The sequence below is a fragment of the Stenotrophomonas sp. YJH_SMC_73 genome (assembly GCF_059370155.1).
The window spans coordinates 73621-97766 of sequence record NZ_JCAFTJ010000013.1 but is presented as its reverse complement, the minus strand read 5'-3'; the positions used below and the strand labels follow the sequence as shown (position 1 = coordinate 97766).

At 68.2% G+C, this 24146-nt stretch carries 25 protein-coding genes and 1 pseudogene; 16 read left to right on the top strand and 10 right to left on the bottom strand.

What is annotated here, in order from left to right:
• Positions 1–349 precede the first annotated feature (349 nt).
• Complete coding sequence (gene msrA / locus AC5P8R_RS18670; protein WP_032956996.1) at positions 350–1015, bottom strand: peptide-methionine (S)-S-oxide reductase MsrA; 666 nt, start codon at positions 1013–1015, stop codon at positions 350–352.
• A gap of 30 nt (positions 1016–1045) precedes the next feature.
• Positions 1046–1309 (bottom strand): putative signal transducing protein, encoded by a 264-nt coding sequence (locus tag AC5P8R_RS18665; protein ID WP_014646000.1) that lies wholly within the window; start codon positions 1307–1309, stop codon positions 1046–1048.
• A 224-nt stretch (positions 1310–1533) separates the two neighbouring features.
• Here AC5P8R_RS18665 and AC5P8R_RS18660 point away from each other — a divergent pair, with 224 nt between their 5' ends.
• The 6 genes from AC5P8R_RS18660 (at position 1534) to AC5P8R_RS18635 (ending at position 6923) form a co-directional block, all read left to right on the top strand.
• Positions 1534–3282 (top strand): glutamine--tRNA ligase/YqeY domain fusion protein, encoded by a 1749-nt coding sequence (locus AC5P8R_RS18660; protein ID WP_014645999.1) that lies wholly within the window; start codon positions 1534–1536, stop codon positions 3280–3282.
• A gap of 43 nt (positions 3283–3325) precedes the next feature.
• On the top strand, positions 3326–3979 hold the full coding sequence (locus tag AC5P8R_RS18655) for a hypothetical protein (protein WP_053495535.1): 654 nt from the start codon (positions 3326–3328) through the stop codon (positions 3977–3979).
• Between the two features lie 48 nt (positions 3980–4027).
• On the top strand, positions 4028–4750 hold the full coding sequence (locus AC5P8R_RS18650) for a DUF6348 family protein (protein ID WP_495223718.1): 723 nt from the start codon (positions 4028–4030) through the stop codon (positions 4748–4750).
• A 98-nt stretch (positions 4751–4848) separates the two neighbouring features.
• Positions 4849–5409: a nucleoside deaminase gene (locus tag AC5P8R_RS18645; protein ID WP_004154307.1), complete on the top strand. Its 561-nt coding sequence runs from the start codon at positions 4849–4851 to the stop codon at positions 5407–5409.
• Positions 5393–6460 (top strand): 23S rRNA (cytidine(2498)-2'-O)-methyltransferase RlmM, encoded by a 1068-nt coding sequence (rlmM, locus tag AC5P8R_RS18640; RefSeq protein ID WP_046428937.1) that lies wholly within the window; start codon positions 5393–5395, stop codon positions 6458–6460. The genes AC5P8R_RS18645 and rlmM overlap by 17 nt, the downstream gene beginning before the upstream one ends.
• A 64-nt stretch (positions 6461–6524) precedes the next feature.
• Positions 6525–6923, top strand: coding sequence for an EF-hand domain-containing protein (locus tag AC5P8R_RS18635; protein ID WP_169412714.1), 399 nt, complete (start codon positions 6525–6527; stop codon positions 6921–6923).
• Between the two features lie 68 nt (positions 6924–6991).
• Here AC5P8R_RS18635 and AC5P8R_RS18630 read toward each other — a convergent pair whose 3' ends face one another.
• Positions 6992–8173 carry a UbiH/UbiF family hydroxylase gene (locus AC5P8R_RS18630; protein ID WP_495223717.1) on the bottom strand — a complete coding sequence of 394 codons (1182 nt, stop codon included), beginning with the start codon at positions 8171–8173 and terminating at the stop codon, positions 6992–6994.
• Complete coding sequence (gene ubiH, locus AC5P8R_RS18625; RefSeq protein WP_014645993.1) at positions 8170–9378, bottom strand: 2-octaprenyl-6-methoxyphenyl hydroxylase; 1209 nt, start codon at positions 9376–9378, stop codon at positions 8170–8172. Before ubiH ends, AC5P8R_RS18630 begins: the two co-directional genes overlap by 4 nt.
• Before the next feature lie 109 nt (positions 9379–9487).
• Here ubiH and AC5P8R_RS18620 point away from each other — a divergent pair, with 109 nt between their 5' ends.
• From AC5P8R_RS18620 to AC5P8R_RS18575, 10 genes and pseudogenes are all read left to right on the top strand, one after another.
• On the top strand, positions 9488–10072 hold the full coding sequence (locus tag AC5P8R_RS18620; protein ID WP_495223716.1) for a hypothetical protein: 585 nt from the start codon (positions 9488–9490) through the stop codon (positions 10070–10072).
• An 8-nt stretch (positions 10073–10080) separates the two neighbouring features.
• Complete coding sequence (locus tag AC5P8R_RS18615; protein ID WP_049404150.1) at positions 10081–10635, top strand: cob(I)yrinic acid a,c-diamide adenosyltransferase; 555 nt, start codon at positions 10081–10083, stop codon at positions 10633–10635.
• Positions 10636–10644: 9 nt separating this feature from the next.
• Positions 10645–11583 (top strand): histone deacetylase family protein, encoded by a 939-nt coding sequence (locus AC5P8R_RS18610; RefSeq protein ID WP_014645990.1) that lies wholly within the window; start codon positions 10645–10647, stop codon positions 11581–11583.
• Between the two features lie 89 nt (positions 11584–11672).
• Positions 11673–14174, top strand: a complete 2502-nt coding sequence (gene lptD, locus AC5P8R_RS18605) for an LPS-assembly protein LptD (RefSeq protein WP_197602846.1) — start codon at positions 11673–11675, stop codon at positions 14172–14174.
• Positions 14171–15502 (top strand): annotated as a pseudogene (locus AC5P8R_RS18600) (peptidylprolyl isomerase); the annotation flags it as partial. The gene lptD and the pseudogene AC5P8R_RS18600, both read left to right, overlap by 4 nt.
• An 18-nt stretch (positions 15503–15520) precedes the next feature.
• Entirely contained in the window at positions 15521–16501 is a 981-nt protein-coding gene (pdxA, locus tag AC5P8R_RS18595; RefSeq protein ID WP_046428925.1) for a 4-hydroxythreonine-4-phosphate dehydrogenase PdxA, read from the top strand.
• Positions 16498–17301, top strand: coding sequence for a 16S rRNA (adenine(1518)-N(6)/adenine(1519)-N(6))-dimethyltransferase RsmA (rsmA, locus tag AC5P8R_RS18590; RefSeq protein ID WP_014645986.1), 804 nt, complete (start codon positions 16498–16500; stop codon positions 17299–17301). Before pdxA ends, rsmA begins: the two co-directional genes overlap by 4 nt.
• Before the next feature lie 13 nt (positions 17302–17314).
• A complete protein-coding gene (gene apaG, locus AC5P8R_RS18585; RefSeq protein ID WP_008268668.1) occupies positions 17315–17698 on the top strand; it encodes a Co2+/Mg2+ efflux facilitator ApaG/CorD in 384 nt (127 codons plus the stop codon).
• Between the two features lie 15 nt (positions 17699–17713).
• Positions 17714–18730: a symmetrical bis(5'-nucleosyl)-tetraphosphatase gene (locus tag AC5P8R_RS18580; RefSeq protein WP_014645985.1), complete on the top strand. Its 1017-nt coding sequence runs from the start codon at positions 17714–17716 to the stop codon at positions 18728–18730.
• A complete protein-coding gene (locus AC5P8R_RS18575) occupies positions 18727–19371 on the top strand; it encodes a DUF1287 domain-containing protein (protein WP_495223715.1) in 645 nt (214 codons plus the stop codon). The genes AC5P8R_RS18580 and AC5P8R_RS18575 overlap by 4 nt, the downstream gene beginning before the upstream one ends.
• An 89-nt stretch (positions 19372–19460) precedes the next feature.
• Here the strand turns inward: AC5P8R_RS18575 and AC5P8R_RS18570 are convergent, their stop codons facing one another.
• The 6 genes from AC5P8R_RS18570 to AC5P8R_RS18545 all read right to left on the bottom strand — a co-directional run bounded on the left by AC5P8R_RS18570 (position 19461) and on the right by AC5P8R_RS18545 (position 23734).
• On the bottom strand, positions 19461–19952 hold the full coding sequence (locus AC5P8R_RS18570; protein ID WP_495223727.1) for a dihydrofolate reductase: 492 nt from the start codon (positions 19950–19952) through the stop codon (positions 19461–19463).
• A 5-nt stretch (positions 19953–19957) separates the two neighbouring features.
• On the bottom strand, positions 19958–20752 hold the full coding sequence (locus AC5P8R_RS18565; protein WP_014645982.1) for a thymidylate synthase: 795 nt from the start codon (positions 20750–20752) through the stop codon (positions 19958–19960).
• On the bottom strand, positions 20749–21636 hold the full coding sequence (lgt, locus tag AC5P8R_RS18560; protein ID WP_014645981.1) for a prolipoprotein diacylglyceryl transferase: 888 nt from the start codon (positions 21634–21636) through the stop codon (positions 20749–20751). The genes AC5P8R_RS18565 and lgt overlap by 4 nt, the downstream gene beginning before the upstream one ends.
• Positions 21637–21731: 95 nt before the next feature.
• The gene (locus tag AC5P8R_RS18555; RefSeq protein ID WP_032955917.1) at positions 21732–22226 is read right to left on the bottom strand and encodes a TPM domain-containing protein; all 495 of its coding nucleotides are present in this window, start codon (positions 22224–22226) and stop codon (positions 21732–21734) included.
• On the bottom strand, positions 22226–23113 hold the full coding sequence (locus AC5P8R_RS18550; protein ID WP_049420663.1) for a TPM domain-containing protein: 888 nt from the start codon (positions 23111–23113) through the stop codon (positions 22226–22228). The genes AC5P8R_RS18555 and AC5P8R_RS18550 overlap by 1 nt, the downstream gene beginning before the upstream one ends.
• Before the next feature lie 3 nt (positions 23114–23116).
• Entirely contained in the window at positions 23117–23734 is a 618-nt protein-coding gene (locus AC5P8R_RS18545; RefSeq protein WP_032960128.1) for a LemA family protein, read from the bottom strand.
• Positions 23735–24146 lie beyond the last annotated feature (412 nt).

Sequence of the window (24146 nt, the reverse complement as noted above, 5' to 3'; positions counted from 1 at the left end):
AAGAGCAAACGCGGGTCGCGCGCTTCGCTTGCTTGGAGCGGAGCATGGCTCGGCTCTACAAGGGCAATGCAGAACCAAACAAAAAGGACGCGGCGAAGGCCGCGTCCTTTTTCTTTTCCATCAGTTCGTCACCAACCAATGCTCTTGCCCACCGTCACCCGGAAACTGTCGAAGGTGGGACGGGGGCGGCTGGCAGGACCGTTGGCGCCATGGATGGCGCCATCGAGCCCCCAGGGATGGGTTTACGGCGTGTCCTGCCAGCCGCCCCCGTCCCGCCAAACCGTCAGCAACCCAGAGCCGCTTTGGCTTTGGCTTTGGCTTCTGCCCGCCGCAGGCGGACCACCGCGCGTCAGCGCGGCGCCTCCACATCCAACCCGATCGGGCAGCTCACGCCGGTGCCGCCGATGCCGCAGTAGCCGTTCGGATTCTTCGCCAGGTACTGCTGGTGATAGTCCTCGGCGTAGTAGTACGCCGGTGCCGGGTACACGATCTCGGTGGTGATCGGGCCGTAGCCGGCCGCATCCAGCTGGGCCTGGTAGGCCTCGCGGCTGGCCAGCGCGGCAGCGTACTGTGCCTCGTCGGTGGCGTGGATCGCCGAACGGTACTGGGTGCCGGTGTCGTTGCCCTGGCGCATGCCCTGGGTCGGGTCGTGGCTTTCCCAGAACAGCTGCAGCAGCCGTTCCAGGCTCACCACCGCCGGGTCGAACACCACCTGCACCACTTCGGTGTGCCCGGTCAGGCCCGAGCACACTTCTTCATAGGTCGGGTTCGGGGTGATGCCACCGGCATAGCCGACCGAGGTGCTGTACACGCCCGGCTCGGTCCAGAACTTGCGCTCGGCGCCCCAGAAACAGCCCAGCGCGAAGCGGATCTGCTGCAGGCCGGCGAAGCGGTCCTTCAGCGGATGGCTGTTCACGAAGTGCTGGTTGCTGTGCAGCGGCAATGGCTGCTCGCGCCCCGGCAATGCCTCTTCCGGGCGCGGCAGGCGCTGCTTGAAGGCCCCGATGCCGAGGATGCCCTGGCCAATTCCCAACATGATGCGCTCCTACGCCGGCAGTCCGGCCATATCGTCTGCATCGGAAATGGGGTCGGCGGCGGCCTGGCCCAAGTCCAGCGCCGCGATGATGGCCTCCGCCTGCGGCCGCGCCGCGTCGGGGATGCCGACCCGCAACACACCGAACAACGGCAGCTCGCCCATGCCCCCCAGCAGCTGCTCGCCGAACACGAAGGCGGGGATGCCGGCGTTCTCCAGCGCGTGCTTGACCAGATGGGCGTCGAACAGGTTGTCGGCCTTGTACACGATGTGCATGCGGCGGCTCCTCGGGGCAGGGCTCCAGCATACGCCCGGGGGCTGAATGGTGCCGAGGGTGGGATCCGAGGTTGCCGGCCAGCGGCCGGCACTACCAGAGGGTGGGGCCGGCATTGCAGGCAAGGGGAGTGCCGGCCGCTGGCCGGCATCCCCACACCCCACCGGGCAGCCCTGCCCCGTACGCGCTAGACTGTTGGTCTTTCTGCCTTTCTTTTCGCCGACTCATGTCCGAGCACACCCCCGCCAGCCCCGAGACCCCCGCCGACAGCCACGAAAAGCGCGATTTCATCCGCCAGATCGTGCGCGAGGACCTGGCCAGCGGAAAGCACCAGGCGATCAAGACCCGCTTCCCGCCGGAGCCGAACGGCTACCTGCACATCGGCCACGCCAAGTCGATCTGCCTGAACTTCGGCATCGCCGGCGAGTTCAGCGGCGTCTGCAACCTGCGCTTCGACGACACCAACCCGGCCAAGGAAGATCCGGAATACGTGGCCGCGATCCAGGACGACGTGCGCTGGCTGGGCTTCGAGTGGAACGAGCTGCGCCACGCCTCGGACTATTTTCAGGCCTATTACCTGGCCGCCGAGAAGCTGATCGAACAGGGCAAGGCCTACGTCTGCGACCTGTCGGCCGAGGAAGTGCGCGCCTACCGCGGCACCCTGACCGAGCCGGGCCGCCCGTCGCCATGGCGCGACCGCAGCGTCGAGGAAAACCTCGACCTGTTCCGCCGCATGCGCGCCGGTGAATTCCCGGATGGCGCGCGCACCCTGCGCGCGAAGATCGACATGGCCAGCGGCAACATCAACCTGCGCGATCCTGCGCTGTACCGCATCAAGCACGTCGAGCACCAGAACACCGGCAATGCGTGGCCGATCTACCCGATGTACGACTTCGCCCACGCGCTGGGTGATTCGATCGAAGGCATCACCCACTCGCTGTGCACGCTGGAATTCGAAGACCACCGCCCGCTGTACGACTGGTGCGTGGACAACGTCGACTTCGCCCATGACGACGCGCTGACCCAGCCGCTGGTCGATGCCGGCCTGCCGCGCGAAGCGGCCAAGCCGCGCCAGATCGAGTTCTCGCGCCTGAACATCAACTACACGGTGATGAGCAAGCGCAAGCTGATGGCGCTGGTCACCGAACAGCTGGTGGACGGCTGGGAAGACCCGCGCATGCCGACCCTGCAGGGCCTGCGTCGCCGTGGTTACACCCCGGCCGCGATGCGCCTGTTCGCCGAGCGCGTGGGCATCAGCAAGCAGAATTCGCTGATCGACTTCAGCGTGCTGGAAGGCGCGCTGCGCGAGGACCTGGACAGTGCCGCACCGCGCCGCATGGCAGTGGTCGACCCGGTCAAGCTGGTGCTGACCAACCTGCCGGAAGGCCACGAAGAGCAGCTGACCTTCAGCAACCACCCGAAGGACGAGAGCTTCGGCAGCCGCGAAGTACCGTTCGCACGCGAAGTGTGGATCGACCGCGAGGACTTCGCCGAAGTGCCGCCGAAGGGCTGGAAGCGCCTGGTCCCGGGGGGCGAAGTGCGCCTGCGTGGCGCCGGCATCATCCGCTGCGACGAAGTGATCAAGGATGCCGACGGCACCATCACCGAGCTGCGTGGCTGGCTGGATCCGGAATCGCGTCCGGGCATGGAAGGCGCCAACCGCAAGGTCAAGGGCACCATCCACTGGGTCAGCGCCGTGCACGGCGTGCCGGCCGAGATCCGCCTGTACGACCGCCTGTTCTCGGTGCCGAACCCGGACGACGAATCGGAAGGCAAGACCTACCGCGATTACCTCAACCCGGAATCGCGCCGCACTGTCACCGGCTATGTCGAGCCGGCCGCGGCCAGCGCCGCGCCGGAGCAGTCGTTCCAGTTCGAGCGTACCGGCTACTTCGTGGCCGACCGCCGCGACCATACCGCAGCCACGCCGGTATTCAACCGCAGCGTGACCCTGCGCGATACCTGGTCGGCCTGAGGACCTGCGCGGGCGCCTGGATGGCGCCCGCAGGACCGCGACGATGATCACCGCCCTTTCCGTCCTGCTCTGGTTCATCTCGCAGCATCCGCTGCTGACGTTCTTTGCAGCAATGGTGCTGGCCGGGCTGGTCTCGTGGTGGCGGCGCTTTCCGGGCTACGCCATCGTGGTGTTCCCGCTGGCGATGCTCAACATGTTCCTCGGCCACTTCCTCAACGCCGCCTTCCTCAACGTGGTGGGCGAGCGTGGTGAAGCGGTGATCGTCAAGGCCGAGCGAACCAGCTCCACGCTCAACGAACAGTACATCTGGCGCTACGAAGCGGTGCTGCGCACGGCCGAGGGGCGCGACGTGGACGTGGTGTTCCACACCAATACCGCTTCGCTGTGGCCGCTGGAAAACGCCATCCGCATCCCGGCGCGCGACCAGCCGTTCGTGGTGAAGTACACGCCGGGCTTCCCGCGCAACATCGTCATCCTCACCAACGAGTCACCGCACGGCATCGCCCAGGCCCGGGCCAGCGCGCGCGAGCGGGTGGAAGTGGCGGCGCGCAAGCTGCACTTCAGCCCGGGCAATGCCGAGTTCCGCGCCGACTATCGCCGCGAACTGGAAAGCTGGCTGCGCGACCACGGCAACGACCCGCAGCAGCAGCCTGACGCGCAGCGATATCGCGCCGAGCTCGACGCACTCGACCGCTAGCCCCAGGCCCTGCCTGGATGTTCCGCCCCATCCATCCACAGGCCTGACATGACCACGAGCGCCACCGCCCTCCTCCCGCTGCTGCAGCAGGCCCTGCAGGACACCGGCACCGCCAGCCGCGTCGACGGCAACGCGCTGCTGCTGGACAGCGGCCTGCGCCTGACCCCGCATGCAATGGCCGCGCAAGCGCGCGACAACGGCGGCTGGCAGACCTCCACCGTCATTGAAAGCCAGCATCCGCAGTTGTTCGCCGATGGCCTGTTCGAGTACCAGCACGCAAATGGTGCCGATGAGCAGGCATCGCTGTTGTCCGGCTTCCAGGCCTGGGCCCGGGTGGACCTGGTGACCCTGCAGACCGCGATCGGCGCCCAAGACGCACAGGGCCTGCCGATGATGGGCCTGACCTATCCGGTCGGCGACGAGGGTGAGGAACATCAGCGCACCGTGGTGCTGGGGCCGTTGGCGCACTACCGTGCACAGGAAGTGGATGCCTCCACCTGCAGCGAAGACGATCATGGCTCCTGCCCCTGCTGCCTGTTCACCCGCAGCATGGAGGCCTTCGACGAGCTGCTGAAAGCCCGCCATTTCCTCGCCATCCGCCTGTTCGCCTCGCGCGATGCCGACGGCCTGTGCGAGGCCGATTGCCGGGTCAACGGCCACGACTTCGCCGCCGCCCTGCCCCTGCTGCGCGCCTATGCTGCCAGTTGGCCGCAGGCCGGGCTGGAATTCCGCAAGCAGTACGTGGTGATCCGCACCGGCTCGCCGGGCTGAGCCCGGCCCACGCGCGGTACAGGCCGGTGCGGCTACACTGCGCGCCGGTTTCCCCAAGCAACCGCACTTTTTCCCATCCCACACGAGGCACCCCCGCGATGCTGTACGCGCAAGTCCACCTGACCCTTCCCGCCTGGATCCACGACCAGATCGACCTGGATCGTCGATATCCGGGCGATGAGGCCAAGGTCGCGCTGGCGATCGAGCTGTCGCGGCTGAACGTCGAGCACGCCAGTGGCGGTCCGTTCGGTGCGGTGGTGTTCGGACCGGACGACAAGGTCATCGCCGCCGGCGTGAACCGGGTGATGCCGCACGCGACCTCGCTGGCGCACGCCGAGAACATGGCCTACATGCTGGCCCAGCAGCGCCTGCAGACCCCGCGCCTGAACGCGGTGCTGTCGCCGGTCACCCTGGCCACCAGCTCGCAGCCGTGCTGCCAGTGCTACGGCGCCACCGTGTGGGCCGGCATCGACCGCCTGCTGATCGGTGCCAACTCGGCCGACGTCGAGGAACTGACCCCGTTCGATGAAGGCCCGCTGCCGGCCGACTGGGTGGGTGAACTCAACAAGCGCGGCATCGAAGTGGTGCAAGGCCTGAACCGCGACGCCGCGCGCAGCGTGCTGCGTGCCTATGGGGAAAGCGATGGCGCCCGTTACTGAAACCGGCATCGGCCTGCTGTGCCTGTGCCGGCAGGGCTTCGAGCCCGAGCTGGCCGGCGAGCTGCAGTTCCGCGCCGGTGAAGCCGGTTTCGCCGGCTATGCGCGCACCCAGCGCAATGACGGCTACGTGCTTTTCATGTGCGACGAAGCCGCCGCGCTGGCGCCGCGCCTGCGCTGGCGCGAGCTGATCTTCGCGCGGCAGAAGCTGGTGGTGCTGGCCGAACTGCCGCAGCTGGACCCGGCGGACCGGATCACCCCGATGCTGGAAGTGCTGGCCGATGCGCCGCGCTTCGGCGACCTGTGGGTGGAACACCCCGATTCGGACGCCGGCAAGCCACTGTCCGGTCTGGCCCGTGCCTTCGGCAATGCACTGCGCCCGGCGCTGCGCAAGGCCGGCAAGCTCACTGATAAGCCGAACAACCGCCTGCCGCGCCTGCATGTGGTGTTCGTCGATGGCACCCATGCCTTCGTCTGCGTGGCCGACCCGGCCGACAGCGCACCGTGGGCGCTGGGCATCCCGCGCCTGAAGCTGCTGCCCGAGGCGCCTTCGCGTTCGGCGCTGAAGCTGGACGAGGCGCTGCTGACCCTGCTGACGCCGGAAGAACGCGAGGCGCTGGCCAAGCCCGGCATGCGTGCGGCCGACCTCGGCGCCGCACCCGGCGGCTGGACCTGGGTGCTGACGCGCCAGCACATGCACGTGCTGAGCATCGACAACGGCCCGCTGCGCCAGCACGTGCTGGACACCGGACTGGTCGAGCACCTGCGCGCCGATGGCTTCCACTGGCACCCGGAACAGCCGCTGGACTGGATGGTCTGCGACATGGTCGAGCAGCCGCGCCGCGTGGCCGAACGCATGGCCACCTGGTTCCGCGAGGGCTGGTGCCGGCATGCGATCTTCAATCTGAAACTGCCGATGAAGAAGCGCTGGGACGAAACCCGGCTGTGCCTGGACCTGTTCCAGGACCAGGCCGGCAAGCCGCTGGTGGTCCGCGCCAAGCAGCTCTATCACGACCGTGAAGAGATCACCGTGCTGGCTTCGCCGCTGCGCTGATCCGTCATCGGCGGCACAGGTTGCCGGGAGTACGCTCCCGGTACCCTCTGGCAAGGAGCCTGTCATGAACCTTCCGCGTGCTGCGCTGCTGTTGACCATCCTGATGGCCTCGGTACCGGCCATCGCCCAGCACGGCCCGTCCACGCCGGCGCAGAGCCAGCCGCTGGGCCCCACCGGCGGCGCGATCCGCCAGCAGCCGCTGGATGCCGGCCGGGTCAGCGGCAGCGTCGAGATTCCGCAGCCGGCCGGCGAAGCACAGGTGACCGTGCGTTCGCTGGAACCGAGCAGCGTGGTCGGCCAGTACCGCGTCCATTTCGCCGCGCTAGATGTGAACGGCGACGGTTTCATCAGCCGCGAGGAAGCACAGGCCAATCCGGCGCTGGCCGACGAATTCAATTCGCTGGACCGCAGGCACCGCGGCAAGCTGGACCGCACCGACCTGGCCGGCTGGCTGGTGGATTGAAAAAGGGGACGGAGGGGATTAAGTCGTATGTGCACAAACGACTTAATCCCCTCCGTCCCCTTTTTGCTTCAGACGCCGGCGGCGCGCTTCCAGAACGCCTGTACCAGCGGCGGCCATTTGCCGACACAGCCCAGCGCGCGGCCACGGGCCAGGGTCAAGTGCATCTCGTCGTTGGAGAACAGGCGGTTGATCGCATCGAAGCTGTAGGCGGCGATCTGGTTGTCGCTGCGCCGTTCGCGTGCCCAGCGCTGCAGGCGCTGCGGCGACAGCCGCGGCTGGCCACGGCGCTCGGCCGACGGCGCCAGCCACTGCTGCAGGGCGGCGACATCGCGCAGGCCCAGGTTCACGCCCTGCCCGGCCAGCGGATGCACCACATGCGCGGCATCACCCAATGCCAGTACTCGGCCGGCCACGTAGTGACGGGCCAGTTGGCGACGCAGCGGGAAGGCCGCTCGCGGTGACGCCAGTCGCAGCTCACCCAGCCGTGCCGCGAAGGCGCGGGTCAGTTCCCGGTTGAAGGCGTCCTCGTCCAAGGCCAGCACACGTGCCGCCTCGTCCTCGGGCAGGGTCCAGACGATCGAGCTGCGGCGCTCGGCCACCGGCAGCAGCGCCAGCGGCCCGCCCGGCAGGAAACGCTGCCAGGCGGTGGCCTGGTTGGGAAGATCGCTGTCCACGTAGGCCACCACGCCACGCTGGTGGTAGTCATGCTTTTCAACCTCGATCCCGGCCAGTTGGCGCAGGGTCGATTCGGCGCCGTCGGCGGCCACCGCCAACGCCGCTTCCAGGCGACGCCCGTCATCCAGGCGCAGGCGCACGCCGTCGTCGTCCTGCTCCAGCGCGTCCACCCGTGCCGGGCAGTGCAGCTGCACGCCCGCCGCCGGCAACGCCGCCCACAGGCCATCCTGCAGCAGGCCGTTCTCGACGATGTAGCCCAGTTCACGACGGCCGAAGCGATCGGCATCGAACAGCAGATCTTCGCCACCGGCCGCGTCCCACACCTGCATGCGCCGGTAGGGCCAGGCACGGGCCTGCGCGATCGCCGGCCACACACCGAGGCGGTTCAGCAGCTGAACGTTGTCAGCAGCGAAGGCGAACACGCGCAGGTCAGGCTGTGCGGCCTGCCACGGCGCGGGCTCACGACCTTCCACCAGCGCAACCGACAGGCCGGCATCGGCCAACGCCAGCGCGCACGCGGCACCGACCACGCCACCACCGACGATGGCCACATCAAGGCGCATGCGCCGGCTCATGCGGCTTCTCCGCGGCACAGGCGCGGCACTTCGCCGCGGAAGCCCATCGCGCCACCGACCAGCATCGACTGCACCGAGGCGCGTTGCGCGGCCACCAGGCCGAGGCTGCGCAGCGGCCGCATCAGCGGTGCCGGATTGCTGGTCAGCCGTGCCAAGCCACCCGAGAACGCCACCGTCTGCCGTCGGTCTTCCTGGCGGCGCGCAACATAGGCCTGCAGCAGCACATCGCTGCCGGCATCCTCGTGCGCATCCTCCAGCAGTTCGGCCAGGGTCAGCGCATCGCGCAGGCCCAGGTTGAAGCCCTGCGCACCCAGCGGATGGATGGTCTGCGCGGCATTGCCCAGCAGCACCGTGCGTTCACCGGCCAATGCGCGCGCCAGCACCTGGATGAGCGGGTAAGCGCTGCGCGGGCCGGATTCGAGCAGCCGACCGGCACGCCAGCCGATCGCATCCTGCAGGCGCTGCAGCCAGGCCGCATCGTCCAGCGCCATCACCGCATCGGCCTGGTCCCGCGCCACGCCATGCACGGTGCCGAAGTGGCGGTCGCCGCGCGGCAGCAGGGCGGTCGGGCCGGTATCGGTGAAGCGCTCCCAGGCCGTGCCATCCGGCGCGCGCTGGCTGCGCACGCGGGCCACGAACAGGGTCTGCTGGAAATCATGCCGGTCGACCTCGATGCCCAGCGCGCCACGCACACCGCTGGTCGTGCCATCGGCACCGACCACCAGCCGTGCCAGCAGTACGCGCTCGCCGGTCTCGTCGGCCACCCGCACCTGGCGGTAGCCGTCGACCACCTCGCCCAGGCCCAGGAACCGCATCGGCCGGTAGCGCCGCAGCTGCGGCAGCTCCTGCAGGCGCGCTTCCAGCGCCTGGCCGAAGTCACGCGCGACAACCACCTGGCCGAACCACGGCCGGTCGTAGTCGGAAGCCTCCAGCTGCACGCGGCCGAAATCGCCGGCGCGGCTGACATGGATGCGGCGGATCGGGCCCGGCGCCATCGCCAGCTTCTGCATGACCCCCAACGCGGTCAGCGCGTTGACGGTCGCCGCGGCGAAACTGAGGTTGCGCTGGTCGAACACCGCCGGCAGCTCGCCGGCCGGGCTGGCTTCGAGCAGGCCCACGTCGCGGCCCAACCGGTCCAGGGCAATGGCCAGGCTGGCACCGACCAGGCCGCCACCGACGATCAGCACGTCATGTCGTTCACTCATGGTGTTCATGATACGCGCTCGCCCCGCCCGAACACCCAACAGCCCCCGACCTGCGCCAACCGGCGCGGCGGGCTAGAATGAAACCTGAATCCGCTCCGGGCCCGCTGCCATGTCCGCCACCGCCAACCGTGCCTTCGTCCTGTCCGTACTCGTGCTGTTGCTGGCGGCGACCCGGGTCAACCACTTCGCGGCGATCCCGGATGCCTCCTGGGCGGTGTTCTTCATCGGCGGCTTCTACCTGGCTGGCTGGAGCCGCTGGGCGTTCCCGCTGCTGATGGTGTTCGCGGTGCTGGTGGACTGGATCGTGATACGCAGCAGCGGCCTGGATTTCTGGCAGCACTACTGCGTGTCGCCGGGTTACTGGCTGCTGCTGCCGGCGTATTTCTCGCTGTGGGCCGGCGGCATGCTGCTGGGCCGCAACTACCAGGGGGCACGCTGGCCGGTACTGGCCAAGGGCGCGCTGCTGCTGGTGGCCTCGGTGGCGGTCTGTCACCTGCTCGCGCAGGGCGGCTTCTACTGGACCAGCCGCAATGTGGCCGAACCGACGCTGGCCGGCTGGGCGCAGAACTACGCGCAGTGGTTCGGGCCGTACCTGCGCACCACCGCGATCTACGTGGCGCTGGCCGCCGCCCTGCAGCTGGCCGTGGAGCAGGTGCTGAAGCTCCAGCAGGCCCGCCGCGACATCCGGCACTGAGCCGCGCCATGGGTCATCGCCTCTCGCGCATCTATACCCGCACCGGCGACGACGGCAGTACCGGCCTTGGCGACGGCCAGCGCGTGGCCAAGGATGATGCCCGCGTGGCGTCCTACGGCACTGTCGACGAAGCCAATGCCGCACTCGGCCTGCTGCTGGCCACGGCGCTGCCCGAAGACGTGCGCGCGCTGGTGGTGCATCTGCAGCACCAGCTGTTCGACCTGGGCGCCGAACTGTGCATCCCCGGCCACGCCGCGATCCACGCCGCCGATGTGTCGGCACTGGAACAGCAGCTGGATCACTACAACGCCAGCCTGCCGATGTTGAAGGAATTCATCCTGCCAGCCGGTGGCGAGGCCGCCGCACGCTGCCACCTGGCGCGCACCATCGTCCGCCGGGCCGAGCGCGAGACGGTCACCCTGGCCCGCCACGACGCCGTGCGCAGCGAGGCGCTGCAGTACCTCAACCGGCTGTCGGACCTGTTGTTCGTGCTGGCCCGGGTGCTGGCCCGTGCCGATGGCCATGGCGAAGCGCTGTGGCAGCCACAGCAGCGCCAGCGCTGAGTCGGCACGATGCTGGTCTTCACCCATCCGTCCTGCCTGCTGCATGACCCCGGCCCTGGCCATCCGGAGTGCCCGCAACGCCTGCAGCATGTGCTCGATGCCCTGCACGCCGCCTTCCCCGGCCAGCTGGACTGGCGCGAGGCGCCGCCGGCCAAGTTCGGCGAACTGACCCGGGTCCACGACAGCGCCCTGCTCGACTTCGTGCTGCAGCCGCAGACCGCGCCGCTGCGACAGCTGGACATGGACACCTGGACCTCGCCCGGCTCGGCCAGTGCCGCCGTGCATGCCGCCGGCGCCGGCGTGGCGGCGGTAGATGCGGTGATGCTGGGCGAGGACCCGCTGGCGTTCTGCGCGGTGCGGCCACCGGGCCACCACGCCACCAGCAGCACTGCGATGGGCTTCTGCCTGCTCAACAACATCGCCATCGCCGCCGCCTACGCCCGTGACCGTCATGGCCTGGAGCGGATCGCGGTGGTCGATTTCGATGTCCACCATGGCAACGGCACCCAGGACATCTTCCAGCACGACGCCCGGGTCTCGTACTACAGCACCCACCAGGCCGGGCTGTTCCCCAACTCCGGCCTGCGCCGCGACCGCGGTGCCGGCAACCTGATGAACATCCTGCTGCCCCCCGGCAGCGGCGGTTTCCGCTTCCGCAATGTGTGGGCCGACGAGATGCTGCCGGCCATCGACGACTTCCGGCCGCAGCTGCTGCTGATTTCGGCCGGCTTCGATGCCCACCTGCGCGATCCGCAGGCCGACCTGATGCTGGAAACCGACGATTTCGCCTGGATCACCCGCGAACTGCATGCGCTGGCGCGCCGCCATGCGGCCGGCCGGGTGGTCTCGATGCTGGAAGGCGGCTATGACCTGCAGGCCCTTGCCGAGTGCAGCGTGGCCCATGTCCGGGCCCTGCTGCCCCCCCCACCGGGCAGCGTCTCCGGATGAACCCGAACCGGCAGGATCCGACGCCCTTCATTGCCCCTATGCAAGGGATGGGGCAAGCTACCGTCCGTTTTCGCCCGAATCCGAACCGCGTGCGCCGAGCCCTCCGCCTGCTTCCCCTGCCTCTGAGCATCGCCATCTGCCTGCCGGCAATGGCCGATGAAAAGCCGCTCAACTGGGGCCTGTGCCCGGCTACCGACGTGATTCCCGCGTTCACCGATGCCCCTGTCCCGGTCCCGGGGCAGGACAAGGCCGCCGCCAGCGCCGCGCGCGAGCAGCAGCCGACCGACATCGAGGGTGACCAGCTGCTGGGCACCACCACCGTGCCGCAGTACGAAGGCAACGTGGCCCTGCGCCGTGGCGACCAGTTCGTCGGCACCGACAAGCTCAGCTTCGATACCGAGACCGGCAACTACATCGCCGACGGCAATGTCCGCTACCAGGACTCCTCGATCCGCATGGTCGCCAAGCGCGCCGAGGGCAACCAGGAAAGCGACACCCACAAGATCACCGACATCAAGTACCAGCTGGTGTCGCGCCGCGGCAACGGCGATGCCGAATCGGTCGACCTGCAGGGCGCGGTCGGCCAGATGCACCGCTCCACCTACACCACCTGCGACCCGTCGCAGCCGGTGTGGAAGCTGTCGGCGCCGCAGATCGAAGTGGACAACGACGAAGGCTTCGGTACCGCCCGCAACGCCGTGCTTCGCATCGGCAAGGTGCCGGTGCTGTGGGCGCCGTACTTCAAGTTCCCGATCGACGACCGCCGCAAGACCGGCCTGCTGTTCCCGCAGCTGGGCATGTCCGGCCGCAACGGTTTCGATTACGCACAGCCGATCTACTTCAACCTGGCGCCGAACTACGACGACACGTTGACCCCGCGCTACATGAGCCGGCGCGGCCTGATGCTCGACAACGAATTCCGCTACCTCTACAACGGCGGCCGCGGCGAACTGCTGACCGCGTTCATGCCCAACGACAAACTGCGCGACCGCGACCGCGGCCGGGTGATGTTCGGCGGCTACCACAACCTCGACGACCACTGGCAGGCCCGCGCCAACCTGGCCTGGGTCAGCGACGAACGCTATGTGGAAGACTTCGCCAACCGCCTGGTGGGGGTCACCGCGTCGAACCTGCAGAGCACCATCGGCCTGTACGGCACTGGCAGGAACTGGACGGCCGGCATCATGGCCGACCGCTGGCAGCTGACCGACTACACCCTCAACGAGGGTGCGCTGGCCTACAACCGCCAGCCGCGCCTGTATTTCAACTGGGACAAGCCGGTCCTGCCGTGGCTGGAAACCGGCATCTACGCCGAAGCCGTGCGTTTCACCCACGACGACATCAACTTCAAGTACGGCGCTGATGCGGGACCCGACCTGCAGTACACCCGCAACGGCAGCCGTCAGACCGACGGCATCGGTGTCAGCGGCGGCTCGCGGCTTGATGTCAAACCCTACGTGTCGTTCCCGATCAGCGGCGCGGCCTGGTATGTCACGCCGACCCTGGCCTACCGCTATACCGGTTACCAGCTGGACCGTGGCCTGGTTGATGGCGTGAACGGCATCCGCGGCCAGATCCTGCGTTCGCAGGGCATCGACCCGAACACCGCCACACCGGAACAGCTGCGCGGCAACACCTCGCCCAGCCGCAGCCTGCCGATCGGCAGCATCGACGCCGGCCTGTTCTTCGATCGCGAGACCCGCATCGGTGGCAAGTCCTTCCTGCAGACCCTGGAACCGCGCCTGTTCTACCTGCGCACGCCCTACCGCGATCAGGACGAGCTGCCGATCTTCGACACCCGCGACTTCACCTTCAGCTGGGGCCAGCTGTTCCGCGATTCTCGCTATACCGGCGCCGATCGCCAGAACGACGCCAACCAGCTGACCATGGCGCTGAGCACCCGCTTCATCGACCAGACCACCGGCAAGGAACGCTTCTCGGCCTCCATCGGCCAGATCCAGTACTTCGACGAATCGCGGGTGACCGTCACCCCGGGTGGCGCGCCGGTGGAGAAGGGCAAGTCGGCGTGGATCGCTGACGGCAACTACATGATCAACGACCGCTGGACCCTGGGTGCCACCTACCAGTGGGACCCCAAGTACAAGCGCGAGGATCTGGCCAGCGTCCGCGCCCGCTACCTGATGCCCAACGATGGCGTGATCAACCTCAGCTACCGTTACCGCATCAACTCCGGCGCCCCGGCCACCGCCAACAAGCATGACCGCACGCTGCTGGAACAGGCCGACCTGTCGTTCCTGTACCCGCTGAATGCGCGCTGGAGCCTGGTCGGCCGCTACTACTACTCGCTGCAGGACAAGGAACCGCTGGAGATCATCGCCGGCGTCCAGTGGGACAGCTGCTGCCTGGCCGTGCGTGCGGTCGCGCGCCGCTACGTCCGCAACCGCGAAGGCGAGATGAACAACGCCATCCAGCTGGAGTTCGTGCTCAAGGGCCTGAGCTCCCTGGGCCAGGACACGGACCGTACCCTGCGCCGTGCTATCCTCGGCTACAACCGCGACGACCTCTATCTCGTGCCGCCGAGCAACACCGGGGCGACCCGGGATGACTACGATCCGAACCTGATCCCATGACCAAGCGCTTCCCCGTTCTTCTCGCCTCGCTGCTGGCGGTGTCCAGCGTGTCCGCCCCCCTGCAGGTGCTTGCCCAGGAGGCGCAGCCGCTTGACCGCATCGCCGCCGTCGTCGATGAGGACGTGATCCTGCAGAGCGAGCTCCAGCGTGCGATCGCCAACATCAAGGCGCAGTACGCCGGCCGCGAAAACCAGCTGCCGCCGGAAGACGTGCTCAGCCGCCAGGTGCTCGAGCGCCTGGTGCTGGTCAAGCTGCAGGTGGCCCGCGCCCAGGGCAGCGGCATCCGGGTCAGCGACCAGGAGCTGAACCAGGCGATGAACTCCATCGCCCAGCAGAACGGTTCGAACCTGGACGCCCTGCGCCAGCGCCTGGCCCATGACGGCATCGACTTCAACGATTTCCGCGCCTCGGTGCGTGACGAGATCACCGTGCAGCGCCTGCGCCAGAGCTTCGCGCAGAGCCGCATCAGCGTCAGCGAGGGTGAAGTCGACGCCGCGCTGAAGCAGCAGGCCACGGTGGGCAACCAGTACCACCTGGCGCACATCCTGATCGCCCTGCCCGACGGTGCCAACGCCGACCAGATCGCCACCGGCCAGAAGAAGGCCGATGGTGTGAAGACCCTGCTGGACAAGGGCGAGCTGGACTTCAACGCTGCAGCCGTGCGCTATTCGGACAGCCCGAATGCACTGGAAGGCGGTGACCTGGGCTGGCGCAGCCTGGATGAAATCCCGCAGGCCTTTGCCCAGATGATGGAAAAGATGAAGCCCGGCGAAGTGGTCGGCCCGATCCGTGGCCCGAGCGGCTTCCAGCTGCTGAAGCTGGTAGAAGTGCGTGACGCCAGCTCCGCCGCCGCCGGTGAGCATACGGTCACCGAATTCCACGGCCGCCACATCCTGGTGCGCGTGGACGACCACCAGACCGACGCCGCCGCCAAGGCCAAGATCGACACCCTGCGTGCCCGCATCGCCGGTGGTGCCGAGTTCCAGACCGTTGCCAAGGAATCCTCCGAGGACAACAACAGCAAGGGCCAGGGCGGTGACCTGGGCTGGTTCCCGGCCGACGCGTTCGGTCCGGCCTTCGGCCAGCAGGTGGAAGGCCTCCAGGACGGTGGCGTCAGCCAGCCGTTCCGTACCGATGCCGGTTGGCACATCGTGCAGCGCGTGGCGACCCGCCAGACCGACGTGACCACCGACAACCAGCGTGCCCAGGTCCGCGAGACCATCGGCCGCCGCAAGCTGGAAGACGAGTACAACCGCTTCCTGCAGGAACTGCGTGGCGAAGCCTACGTCAGCTTCCGCAGCGGCGACCGCGCGGAAAACACCGCCACCCCGCCGCAGTCCTGAACGATGCGCCCCGAGCTCGCTCTGGTACCGGGCGAGCCCGCCGGGATCGGCCCGGAGCTATGTGTCCGCCTCGTCCAGCAGCCGCGTGAAGATTGCCGGCTGCTGGCCTTCGCCGATCCGGACACCCTGCACGCGGCCGCGGCCGCGCTGAACCTGCCCCTGCAGCTGCTGCCCGAGGACGCCGAAGCACGCGCCCCCGGCGATCTGCGCCTGCGCGCTGTCCGCAACGCTGCGCCCAGCCGCTTCGGCCAGGCCGATCCGGCCAATGCCGGCGCGGTCATCGGCGCGCTGCTCGGCGCCGGCCAGGCCTGCCTGTCCGGCGAACTGCACGGTGTTGTGACCGGCCCGGTGCACAAGGCGGTCATCAATGAAGGCGGCATCGCCTACAGCGGCACCACTGAACTGCTGGCCGACCAGGCCGGGGTAAAGGTGGTGATGATGCTGGCCAACCACATCGTGCGCGTGGCCCTGGCCACCACCCACCTGCCGCTGCGCGAGGTGGCCGATGCGATCACCGCGCCCGGCCTGGAGCACACGCTGCGCACGGTGCACGCCGCACTGCGCCGTGAGTTCGGTCTGCCTGCGCCGCGCATCGCCGTGCTCGGCCTGAACCCGCACGCCGGCGAAGACGGCCACCTGGGCCGCGAAGAACTGGATCTGGTCATCCCGCTGCTGCAGCGCCTGCGCGCGGAGGGCATGGACCTGGTCGGGCCGCTGCCGGCCGATACCGCCTTCCTGCCCGCCAAGCTGGCCGGCTTCGACACCGTGCTGGCGATGTACCACGACCAGGGCCTGCCGGTACTGAAGTATTCCGGCTTCGAACAGGCGGTGAACCTGACCCTGGGCCTGCCCTATCCGCGCGTGGCGGTGGACCATGGCACCGCGCTGGAGCTGGCCGGCCGCGGCATCGCCGATCCCTCCAGCCTGCAGGCGGCAACGACGCTGTGTGCGCAGCTTGCGCGGCAACGTACACTGGGCGCATGAATTCCCCGCATTCCCCCTCCGGCCCGGTGTTCACCGCACCGGCCAAGAAGCAGCTTGGCCAGCATTTCCTGGCCGACCGCCACTACATCGACAAGATCGTGATGGCGGTCAACCCGAAAGACGGCGACCGCCTGGTCGAGATCGGCCCTGGCCAGGGCGCGATCACCCTGCCGCTGCTGCGCGTGCACCCCACGCTGACGGTGATCGAGTTCGACCGCGACCTGATCGCGCCGCTGACCGCCGCCGCCGAGCCGCTGGGCGAGCTGACCATCGTTCATCGCGACGTGCTGCGCGTGGACTTCACCGAACTGGCTGCCGGCCAGCCGATCCGCCTGGTCGGCAACCTGCCCTACAACATCTCCTCGCCGATCCTGTTCCATGCGCTGGAGCATGCCGCGGTCATCCGCGACATGCACTTCATGCTGCAGAAGGAAGTGGTCGACCGCATGGCGGCCGGCCCCGGCAGCAAGGTGTATGGCCGCCTCAGCGTGATGCTGCAGGCCTACTGCCAGGTGACCTCGCTGTTCGTGGTGCCGCCGGGCGCGTTCCGGCCGCCGCCGAAGGTCGATTCGGCCGTGGTGCGTCTGGTGCCGCGTGACCCGGCCGCGATCAACATCAACGACCACAAGCGCTTCGCCGAGGTGGTCAAGGCCGCCTTCGGGCAGCGCCGCAAGACCCTGCGCAATGCCCTGAACAACGTGGTGTCCGCCGAGCAGTTCATCGCCGCCGGCGTGCGTCCCGATGCCCGCGCCGAACAGCTGGACGTGGCCGAATTCATCGCTTTGGCCAATGCCTCCTGATTACACTGCCGGTATGGAAGACGCTGACGTTTATGCCATCTCCGTCGAAGTCGCGCCGCGCTTCCTCGACGATCAATCCGCGCCGGAAGACGGTCGCTTTGCGTTCGCCTACACGATCCGCATCCACAACCAGGGGCGGGTCGCGGCACGCCTGGTCGCGCGCCACTGGCGCATCACCGATGCCAATGGTCGTGTCGAGCATGTCGATGGCGACGGGGTGATCGGCGAGCAGCCGCGGCTGCGCCCCGGTGAAGACTTCCGTTACACGTCCGGTGTCATGCTGGGGACCGATCACGGGACCATGCAGGGGCACTACGACATGGTCGCCGACGATGGCACCGAATTTGCCGCGCCGGTCGCACCCTTCGTGCTGGCCGTGCCGCGTACCCTGCACTGACACGGAGGCCGAACGATGAGTGTGTGGGCGATCGGCGACCTGCAGGGCTGCTATGACGTCACCCAGCGATTGCTGGAGAAGATCCGCTTCGACCCGGCGCAGGACACCCTGTGGTTCTGCGGCGACCTGGTCAACCGCGGCGGGCAGTCGCTGGAAACGCTGCGGCTGGTGCACTCGCTGCGCGAGCACAGCGTGGTGGTGCTGGGCAACCATGATCTTTCGCTGCTGGCCGTCGGTTCGCGTACCGAAGAGGAACAGCGCAAGGTCAACCCGGACCTGCTGCGCATCGTGCAGGCCGAGGACCGCGACGAACTGCTGGACTGGCTGCGCCTGCAGAAGCTGGTGCACGTGGACCGCGAGCTGGGCTGGATGATGGTGCACGCCGGCCTGGCGCCGAAGTGGACCACGCAGATGGCCGAGAAGCATGCCGCCGAGGTCGAGGTGCAACTGCATGGCGCCGGCTACCGCAAGCTGTTCCGCAACATGTACGGCGACAAGCCGAGCTGGGCCCCGAACCTGTCCGGTTACGACCGCTCGCGCGCGATCATCAACGTGCTCACCCGCATGCGCTACTGCACCCCGCGGGGGCGCATCGGCATCGAGGACAAGGGCACGCCGGGCACGCAGGAACAGGGGCTGTATCCCTGGTTCGAAGTGCCCGGCCGGGTCGAGCGCGACCTCAAGGTCGTCTGCGGCCACTGGTCGGCGCTGGGCCTGACCATCACCCAGGGCGTGCACGCCATCGACACTGGCGCGGTCTGGGGCGGCAAGTTGACCGCGCTCCAGCTTGATACCGACGAGCTGCGCGTGGTGCAGGTTCCGGGCCGCGACGTACCGGCACCCGTGCCCAACGCCCGCCCGCCGGCGCGACCGGCGCACGAGCGCCCCGGCGCTGCGACGCAGGGCAAGGAACAGGGCGGCAACGCCGCTGCCACCCCGGGCAACCGTGGCCCACGCCGCCGTCGCCGTCGTGGTGGCGGAGGGGGCGGCGCGGGTGGCGGCACCCACAACAGTCCCCCGCCGCAGGCGTGACGCGGCGCGGCTGGGCACCAGGGACGGTGCTGCTGACGCTGGCCCTGGCCAGCGGCTGCCAGCCCGGCTCGCCGCCTGCTCCCACGGCTGCGGATGGTGCCGCACATGCGCCGACGCAGCCGCAGGCCCCTTCGCCGCCACTGGTGGCCGCAGCCCGCGCGCAGGTCGGCGTCACCATCCGTTACGATCCTGCTTACCAGGTACTGGCCTATCCCGGCGGCGACGTGCCACTGGATCGCGGCGTGTGCACGGACGTGGTGGTGCGCGCCCTGCGCGATCTGGGCCTGGACCTGCAGGTACGCGTGCATGAGGACATGCGCGGCAGTTTCAGTGCCTATCCGGCGATCTGGGGCCTGTCACGGCCGGACCGCAACATCGATCATCGTCGTGTACCGAACCTGATGCGCTGGTTCGAGCGCCAGGGCTGGCAGCAACCGGTCACGGCCCTCGCCGCCGACTACGCGGCCGGCGACATCGTTGCCTGGAAGCTCAATGGCAACGGCCTGCTGCACGTGGGCATCGTTTCTGACCGGCGCCTGGCCAATGGCACACCGCTGGTGCTGCACAACATCGCGCGCGGCACGCGCGAAGAGAACCTGCTGTTCCAGCACGCGATCATCGGGCATTACCGGATGCCGTAGGCAATCCTGTAGAGCCGAGCCATGCTCGGCTCCGGGATGTGTCCGCGGAAAGCAGCCGAGCATGGCTCGGCTCTACAGGTGCGTTGCGATCAGCGGCGCACGTAGTGCACGAAGCGGAACGCGTAGGCGTGCCGTTCGTCGGCCGGGTGCGGCTCGCTGCTCACTTCCTGCCAGTCCTGCACGTCCACTTCGGGGAAATGGGTATCGGCGGGGACTTCGGCATCGACCCAGGTCAGGTACAGGTCACTGGCCTGGTCCAGCAACTGGTGGAAGATCTCGCCGCCGCCGATGATGCACAGCTCGCGGGCGCCCTCGCCTTCGGCAATCGCCTTCGCCTCGTCCAGCGACGCCACCGCACGCATGCCCTCGAACGGCACCTGGCCGCTGCGGGTCAGCACCAGGTTGGTCCGCCCCGGCAGCACGCGGCCGATCGACTCGGCCGTCTTGCGCCCCATCAGGATCGGCTTGCCCAGGGTGAGCGCCTTGAAGTGCTTGAAGTCATCCGGCAGGTACCAGGGCATGGCATTGCCCTGGCCGATGCCACGGTTGCGGTCCAGCGCCACGATCATCGACAGCTTCAGGGCGCTCATACCGCCACCGGCGCCTTGATCGCCGGGTGCGGGTCGTAGCCGTCGATGCGGATGTCGTCGAACTGGAAGCCGAACAGGTCGGTCACCTCCGGGTTCAACCACAGCTTCGGCAGCGCGCGCGGCGCGCGCGACAGCTGCTCGCGGGCCTGCTCGAAGTGGTTCGAATACAGGTGCGCGTCACCCAGCGTATGCACGAAGTCGCCCACGCCCAGGCCGGTGGCCTGCGCCACCATGTGGGTCAGCAGCGCGTAGCTGGCGATGTTGAACGGCACGCCAAGGAAGATGTCGCCGCTGCGCTGGTAGAGCTGGCAGCTGAGCTTGCCGTCCACCACGTAGAACTGGAACAGGTTGTGGCACGGCATCAGCGCCATCTGCGAAAGCTCGCCCACATTCCAGGCACTGACCACCAGCCGGCGCGAATCGGGGTTGCGCTTGATCTCGTCCACAAGCCACTGCATCTGGTCGATCTGGCGGCCGTCGGCGGTGGCCCAGCTGCGCCACTGCTTGCCGTAGACCGGGCCGAGGTCGCCGTTCTCGTCGGCCCACTCGTCCCAGATGCGCACCTGGTTGTCCTTCAGGTAGCCGATGTTGGTGTCGCCCTTCAGGAACCACAGCAGCTCGTGGATGATCGAGCGCAGGTGCAGTTTCTTGGTGGTGACCAGCGGGAAGCCTTCGTTGAGGTCGAAGCGCATCTGCCAGCCGAACACGCTGCGGGTGCCGGTACCGGTGCGATCACTCTTCTCGGCGCCGTGCTCGAGCACGTGCGCCAGCAGGTCCAGGTAGGGCTTCATGCCTTGCCCTCGGCAGCCACCGGCAACTGCGGCTGCAGCACCGGCGCGCGGCGCGACATCACCAGCAGCACCAGGCCGAAGGCGATCAGCGGCAGGCTGAGGATCTGGCCACGGGTCAGCCAGTCGAAGGCCACGTAGACGCCGTTGTCCGGCATGCGCACGAACTCCACCGCGAAGCGGAACAGGCCGTACATCAACGCGAACAGGCCACCCACCAGGTAGCGGTGGCGCGGCTTGGCCGACACCGCCCACAGCACCACGAACATCACCAGGCCTTCCAGGAACGCTTCATACAGCTGCGACGGATGGCGGGCGTACGGGTTCAATGCGCCGGTGGCGAACTGCGCCTGCAGCGTCGCGTGGTCGAGCTGGTTCAGCGGGGCCGGCAGGCCGGACGGGAACACCACGCCCCAGGTCCCGTCGGTGTACTTGCCCCACAGCTCGGCGCCGATGAAGTTGCCGATGCGCCCGAAGCCCAGGCCCAGTGGCACCAGCGGCGCCATGAAATCCATGGTGTCGAAGAAATGCAGCTTGTGCTTGCGCGACCACCACCAGCAGGCGCCCAGCACGCCCAGCAGGCCACCGTGGAAGCTCATGCCGCCGTCCCACACCTTGAACAGCAGCAGCGGGTTGTGCAGGAAATCGCCCAGCGCGTAGAACAGCATGTAGCCGATGCGCCCGCCCAGCACCACGCCGAGCATGGCGTAGAACAGCAGGTCGGAGAAGCCGTTGGCATCGACGCCCGGCAGGCGCCCCGCGGCAATGCGCGTGCGGCCCAGCAGCCACGCTGCGGTGAAGCCGAGCAGGTACATGATGCCGTACCAGTGCACCTTGATCGGCCCCAGCGAAAGGGCGATGGGGTCGATGTCGTGGAAATAGATCATGGAAAACGCCTGGCGGGAGTACGGGTATTTTAGCGTCCCTGCCCCGCCCGGGGCCGGGGCCGGCACGGGCGGAGGACCACGCCGCAGATCAGGGTTCAGTCCAGGATCTGCGGCGCGTCAGGCAACGCGTCATGCTCGGACCGCGTGGCGGCCGGAAAGTGCCCTTCGATCAGGCTGGAGACCTCGTCGATGGCATCCTGCAATGCCTCGACCGGATGGGCCCCGCGCAGGCCCTCGCGCAGGTGGGTGCAGACCCGCTGCCACTGCGCCGGGCTGACCCGGCCGTGCAGGCCACGGTCGGCAACGATCTCGATCGCGTGATCGGCCAGCAGCAGGTAGATCAGTACGCCGTTGTTGTGGGCGGTATCCCAGGTTCGCAGGCGCGCAAAGGCATGCTCGGCGGCCTGGCGCGGGGTCACCCTGTGCCACAGCGCCCCCAGCGGCAGGTCCGCTTCCACCGCGAACATCACCTGCCCGCCGTGGCGCTGCTCACCGGCCGCGATGGCCTCGGTGATCGCCTGCAATGTGGCCGGCGGGAAGGCACGCCGCACCGAGGGCGAGAATACATGGCGGAACAGACGTTGGATCATCACCAGCCTCCCGAAGCGCCACCGCCACCGGAACGGCCGCCGCCACCGCCCCAGCCACCACCACCACCGAATCCACCGCCCCCGCCGAAACCGCCTCCGCCACCCCAGCTGCCACCGCCCCAACCGCCACCGCCGGCAAAGCGACCCGGGTGGCCGGACAGCATCGCCACGATCAGGCCGACCACGCCGGCCAGGCCACTGGCCAGCAGCGTGGAGGTGAACAGGAATGCTGCCAGCGCCGCACCCGCGCCGCCGAGCAGGCCGCGCAGCGGACGCGGCACGCGCGAGAAGACCCCGCGCAGGATGCTGCCGGCGAACACGCCGATGAACAGCGCCAGGAACCAGGTATCGCCACCACCACCGGGCTCGCGCCCGCGATGGCCGCTGACCGGTGCCGGCAGCGGTTCGCCGTCGATCAGCTTGACCAGCACCGCCGTGGCATCGGTGATGCCGCCGGCATAGTCGCCGCTGCGGAAGCGCGGGACCAGGTATTCCTGGATGACCCGGTTGGCGATGGCATCGGGAATGGCGCCTTCAAGGCCGTAGCCCGGCTCGATGCGCACGCGCCGGTCATCCTTTGCCACCACCAGCAGCACGCCGTCATCCACGCCCTTGCGGCCGATCTGCCATTGGTCGAAGACCCGCGTGGTGTACTGCGCGATGTCTTCCGGCTGGGTGGTGGGCACCACCAGCACCTGCAGCTGGCTGCCTTTGCGCTGCTGCAGCTCGATCGCCTGCTGCACCAGCGCCTGCTTCTGCGTGGCGTCCAGCGTGCCGGTGGTATCGACCACCGGCGAGTCCAGCGCAGGAATCGGCGCCAGCGGCTGTGCCTGCGCTGCCAACGGCAGCCACAGCAGCAGGGCCAGCAGCGCAGTGGCCAGGCGCATCGGTCAGTGACCCGGCTGCGGTGCCGGCTGCTGCTGCGCGTTGCCGAAATCGACCGCTGGCGCGTTGGAAATCTGCGCTTCGTTGTCCACCGTGAAGTTCGGCTTGGTCTTGTAGCCGAAGATCTTGGCGGTGATCACCTGCGGGAACGAACGGATGTAGGTGTTGTAGTCCTGCACCTGCTGGATGTAGCGGCCGCGCGCAACCGTGATGCGGTTTTCGGTGCCTTCCAGCTGGGCCTGCAGGTCGCGGAAGTTCTGGTCGGACTTCAGCACCGGGTAGTTCTCGGTGACCACCAGCAGCCGCGACAGTGCGCTGCCGAGTTCACCCTGGGCCTGCTGGAACTGCTTGAGCGAGGCTTCGTCGTCGGCGTTGACGTTGATCTGGCCGACGCGCGAACGAGCGTTGGTGACTTCGGTCAGCACGCGCTCTTCCTGGCTGGCAAAGCCCTTCACCGTCTGCACCAGGTTGGGCACCAGATCGGCGCGGCGCTTGTACTGGTTGAGCACTTCGGACCAGCTGGCCTTGACCGCCTCATCCTTCTGCTGGATGGCGTTGTAGCCGCAGCCGGACAGCAGGGAGGCCAGCAGCATCAGGGGCAGGACACGGGTGAACAGGCGCATGGCGGAGGTTCCGGGTGGGCTTGGCGCCGAGCATGCCACGGTTCGGGTGAAAGACCGGCCATCGGGCACCGCCCCCTCCGCGGTGGGTGGCAAGGAAGCGTTATCGGGGTCGGCCGGGAGGGTGGGTTGGCTGGGGGGCGCTGCAAGTACGTCCATGTAAGCTCGGTCGCCGCATCCATGCGGCTCACGCCCCCAGCCAACCCACCCTCCCGGCCACGGACAATTTCCTGCACACCGCGGGAGGATCAAAAGAAAAAATCAAAAGCAAAAGCCGGTTCTTCAGGCATTCGTGTCGACCAAGGTCGACACCTACCAGAGCGGAACGCCGTTACGACAGATCGCGGGAATCTGTCGAAGGCGGGGTGGGTCCGGTTGAGGGGGCGTGAGCCGCATGGATGCGGCGACCGAGCTT

Excerpts from the sequence above, each read along its gene's own strand:
- AC5P8R_RS18665 (WP_014646000.1), bottom strand. The coding sequence starts at position 1,309 with ATGCACATCGTGTACAAGGCCGACAACCTGTTCGACGCCCATCTGGTC.
- AC5P8R_RS18660 (WP_014645999.1), top strand. The coding sequence starts at position 1,534 with ATGTCCGAGCACACCCCCGCCAGCCCCGAGACCCCCGCCGACAGCCAC.
- AC5P8R_RS18655 (WP_053495535.1), top strand. The coding sequence starts at position 3,326 with ATGATCACCGCCCTTTCCGTCCTGCTCTGGTTCATCTCGCAGCATCCG.
- AC5P8R_RS18650 (WP_495223718.1), top strand. The coding sequence starts at position 4,028 with ATGACCACGAGCGCCACCGCCCTCCTCCCGCTGCTGCAGCAGGCCCTG.
- AC5P8R_RS18645 (WP_004154307.1), top strand. The coding sequence starts at position 4,849 with ATGCTGTACGCGCAAGTCCACCTGACCCTTCCCGCCTGGATCCACGAC.
- rlmM (WP_046428937.1), top strand. The coding sequence starts at position 5,393 with ATGGCGCCCGTTACTGAAACCGGCATCGGCCTGCTGTGCCTGTGCCGG.
- AC5P8R_RS18635 (WP_169412714.1), top strand. The coding sequence starts at position 6,525 with ATGAACCTTCCGCGTGCTGCGCTGCTGTTGACCATCCTGATGGCCTCG.
- AC5P8R_RS18630 (WP_495223717.1), bottom strand. The coding sequence starts at position 8,173 with ATGAGCCGGCGCATGCGCCTTGATGTGGCCATCGTCGGTGGTGGCGTG.
- ubiH (WP_014645993.1), bottom strand. The coding sequence starts at position 9,378 with ATGAGTGAACGACATGACGTGCTGATCGTCGGTGGCGGCCTGGTCGGT.
- AC5P8R_RS18620 (WP_495223716.1), top strand. The coding sequence starts at position 9,488 with ATGTCCGCCACCGCCAACCGTGCCTTCGTCCTGTCCGTACTCGTGCTG.
- AC5P8R_RS18615 (WP_049404150.1), top strand. The coding sequence starts at position 10,081 with ATGGGTCATCGCCTCTCGCGCATCTATACCCGCACCGGCGACGACGGC.
- AC5P8R_RS18610 (WP_014645990.1), top strand. The coding sequence starts at position 10,645 with ATGCTGGTCTTCACCCATCCGTCCTGCCTGCTGCATGACCCCGGCCCT.
- pdxA (WP_046428925.1), top strand. The coding sequence starts at position 15,521 with ATGCGCCCCGAGCTCGCTCTGGTACCGGGCGAGCCCGCCGGGATCGGC.
- rsmA (WP_014645986.1), top strand. The coding sequence starts at position 16,498 with ATGAATTCCCCGCATTCCCCCTCCGGCCCGGTGTTCACCGCACCGGCC.
- apaG (WP_008268668.1), top strand. The coding sequence starts at position 17,315 with ATGGAAGACGCTGACGTTTATGCCATCTCCGTCGAAGTCGCGCCGCGC.
- AC5P8R_RS18580 (WP_014645985.1), top strand. The coding sequence starts at position 17,714 with ATGAGTGTGTGGGCGATCGGCGACCTGCAGGGCTGCTATGACGTCACC.
- AC5P8R_RS18565 (WP_014645982.1), bottom strand. The coding sequence starts at position 20,752 with ATGAAGCCCTACCTGGACCTGCTGGCGCACGTGCTCGAGCACGGCGCC.
- lgt (WP_014645981.1), bottom strand. The coding sequence starts at position 21,636 with ATGATCTATTTCCACGACATCGACCCCATCGCCCTTTCGCTGGGGCCG.
- AC5P8R_RS18555 (WP_032955917.1), bottom strand. The coding sequence starts at position 22,226 with ATGATCCAACGTCTGTTCCGCCATGTATTCTCGCCCTCGGTGCGGCGT.
- AC5P8R_RS18550 (WP_049420663.1), bottom strand. The coding sequence starts at position 23,113 with ATGCGCCTGGCCACTGCGCTGCTGGCCCTGCTGCTGTGGCTGCCGTTG.
- AC5P8R_RS18545 (WP_032960128.1), bottom strand. The coding sequence starts at position 23,734 with ATGCGCCTGTTCACCCGTGTCCTGCCCCTGATGCTGCTGGCCTCCCTG.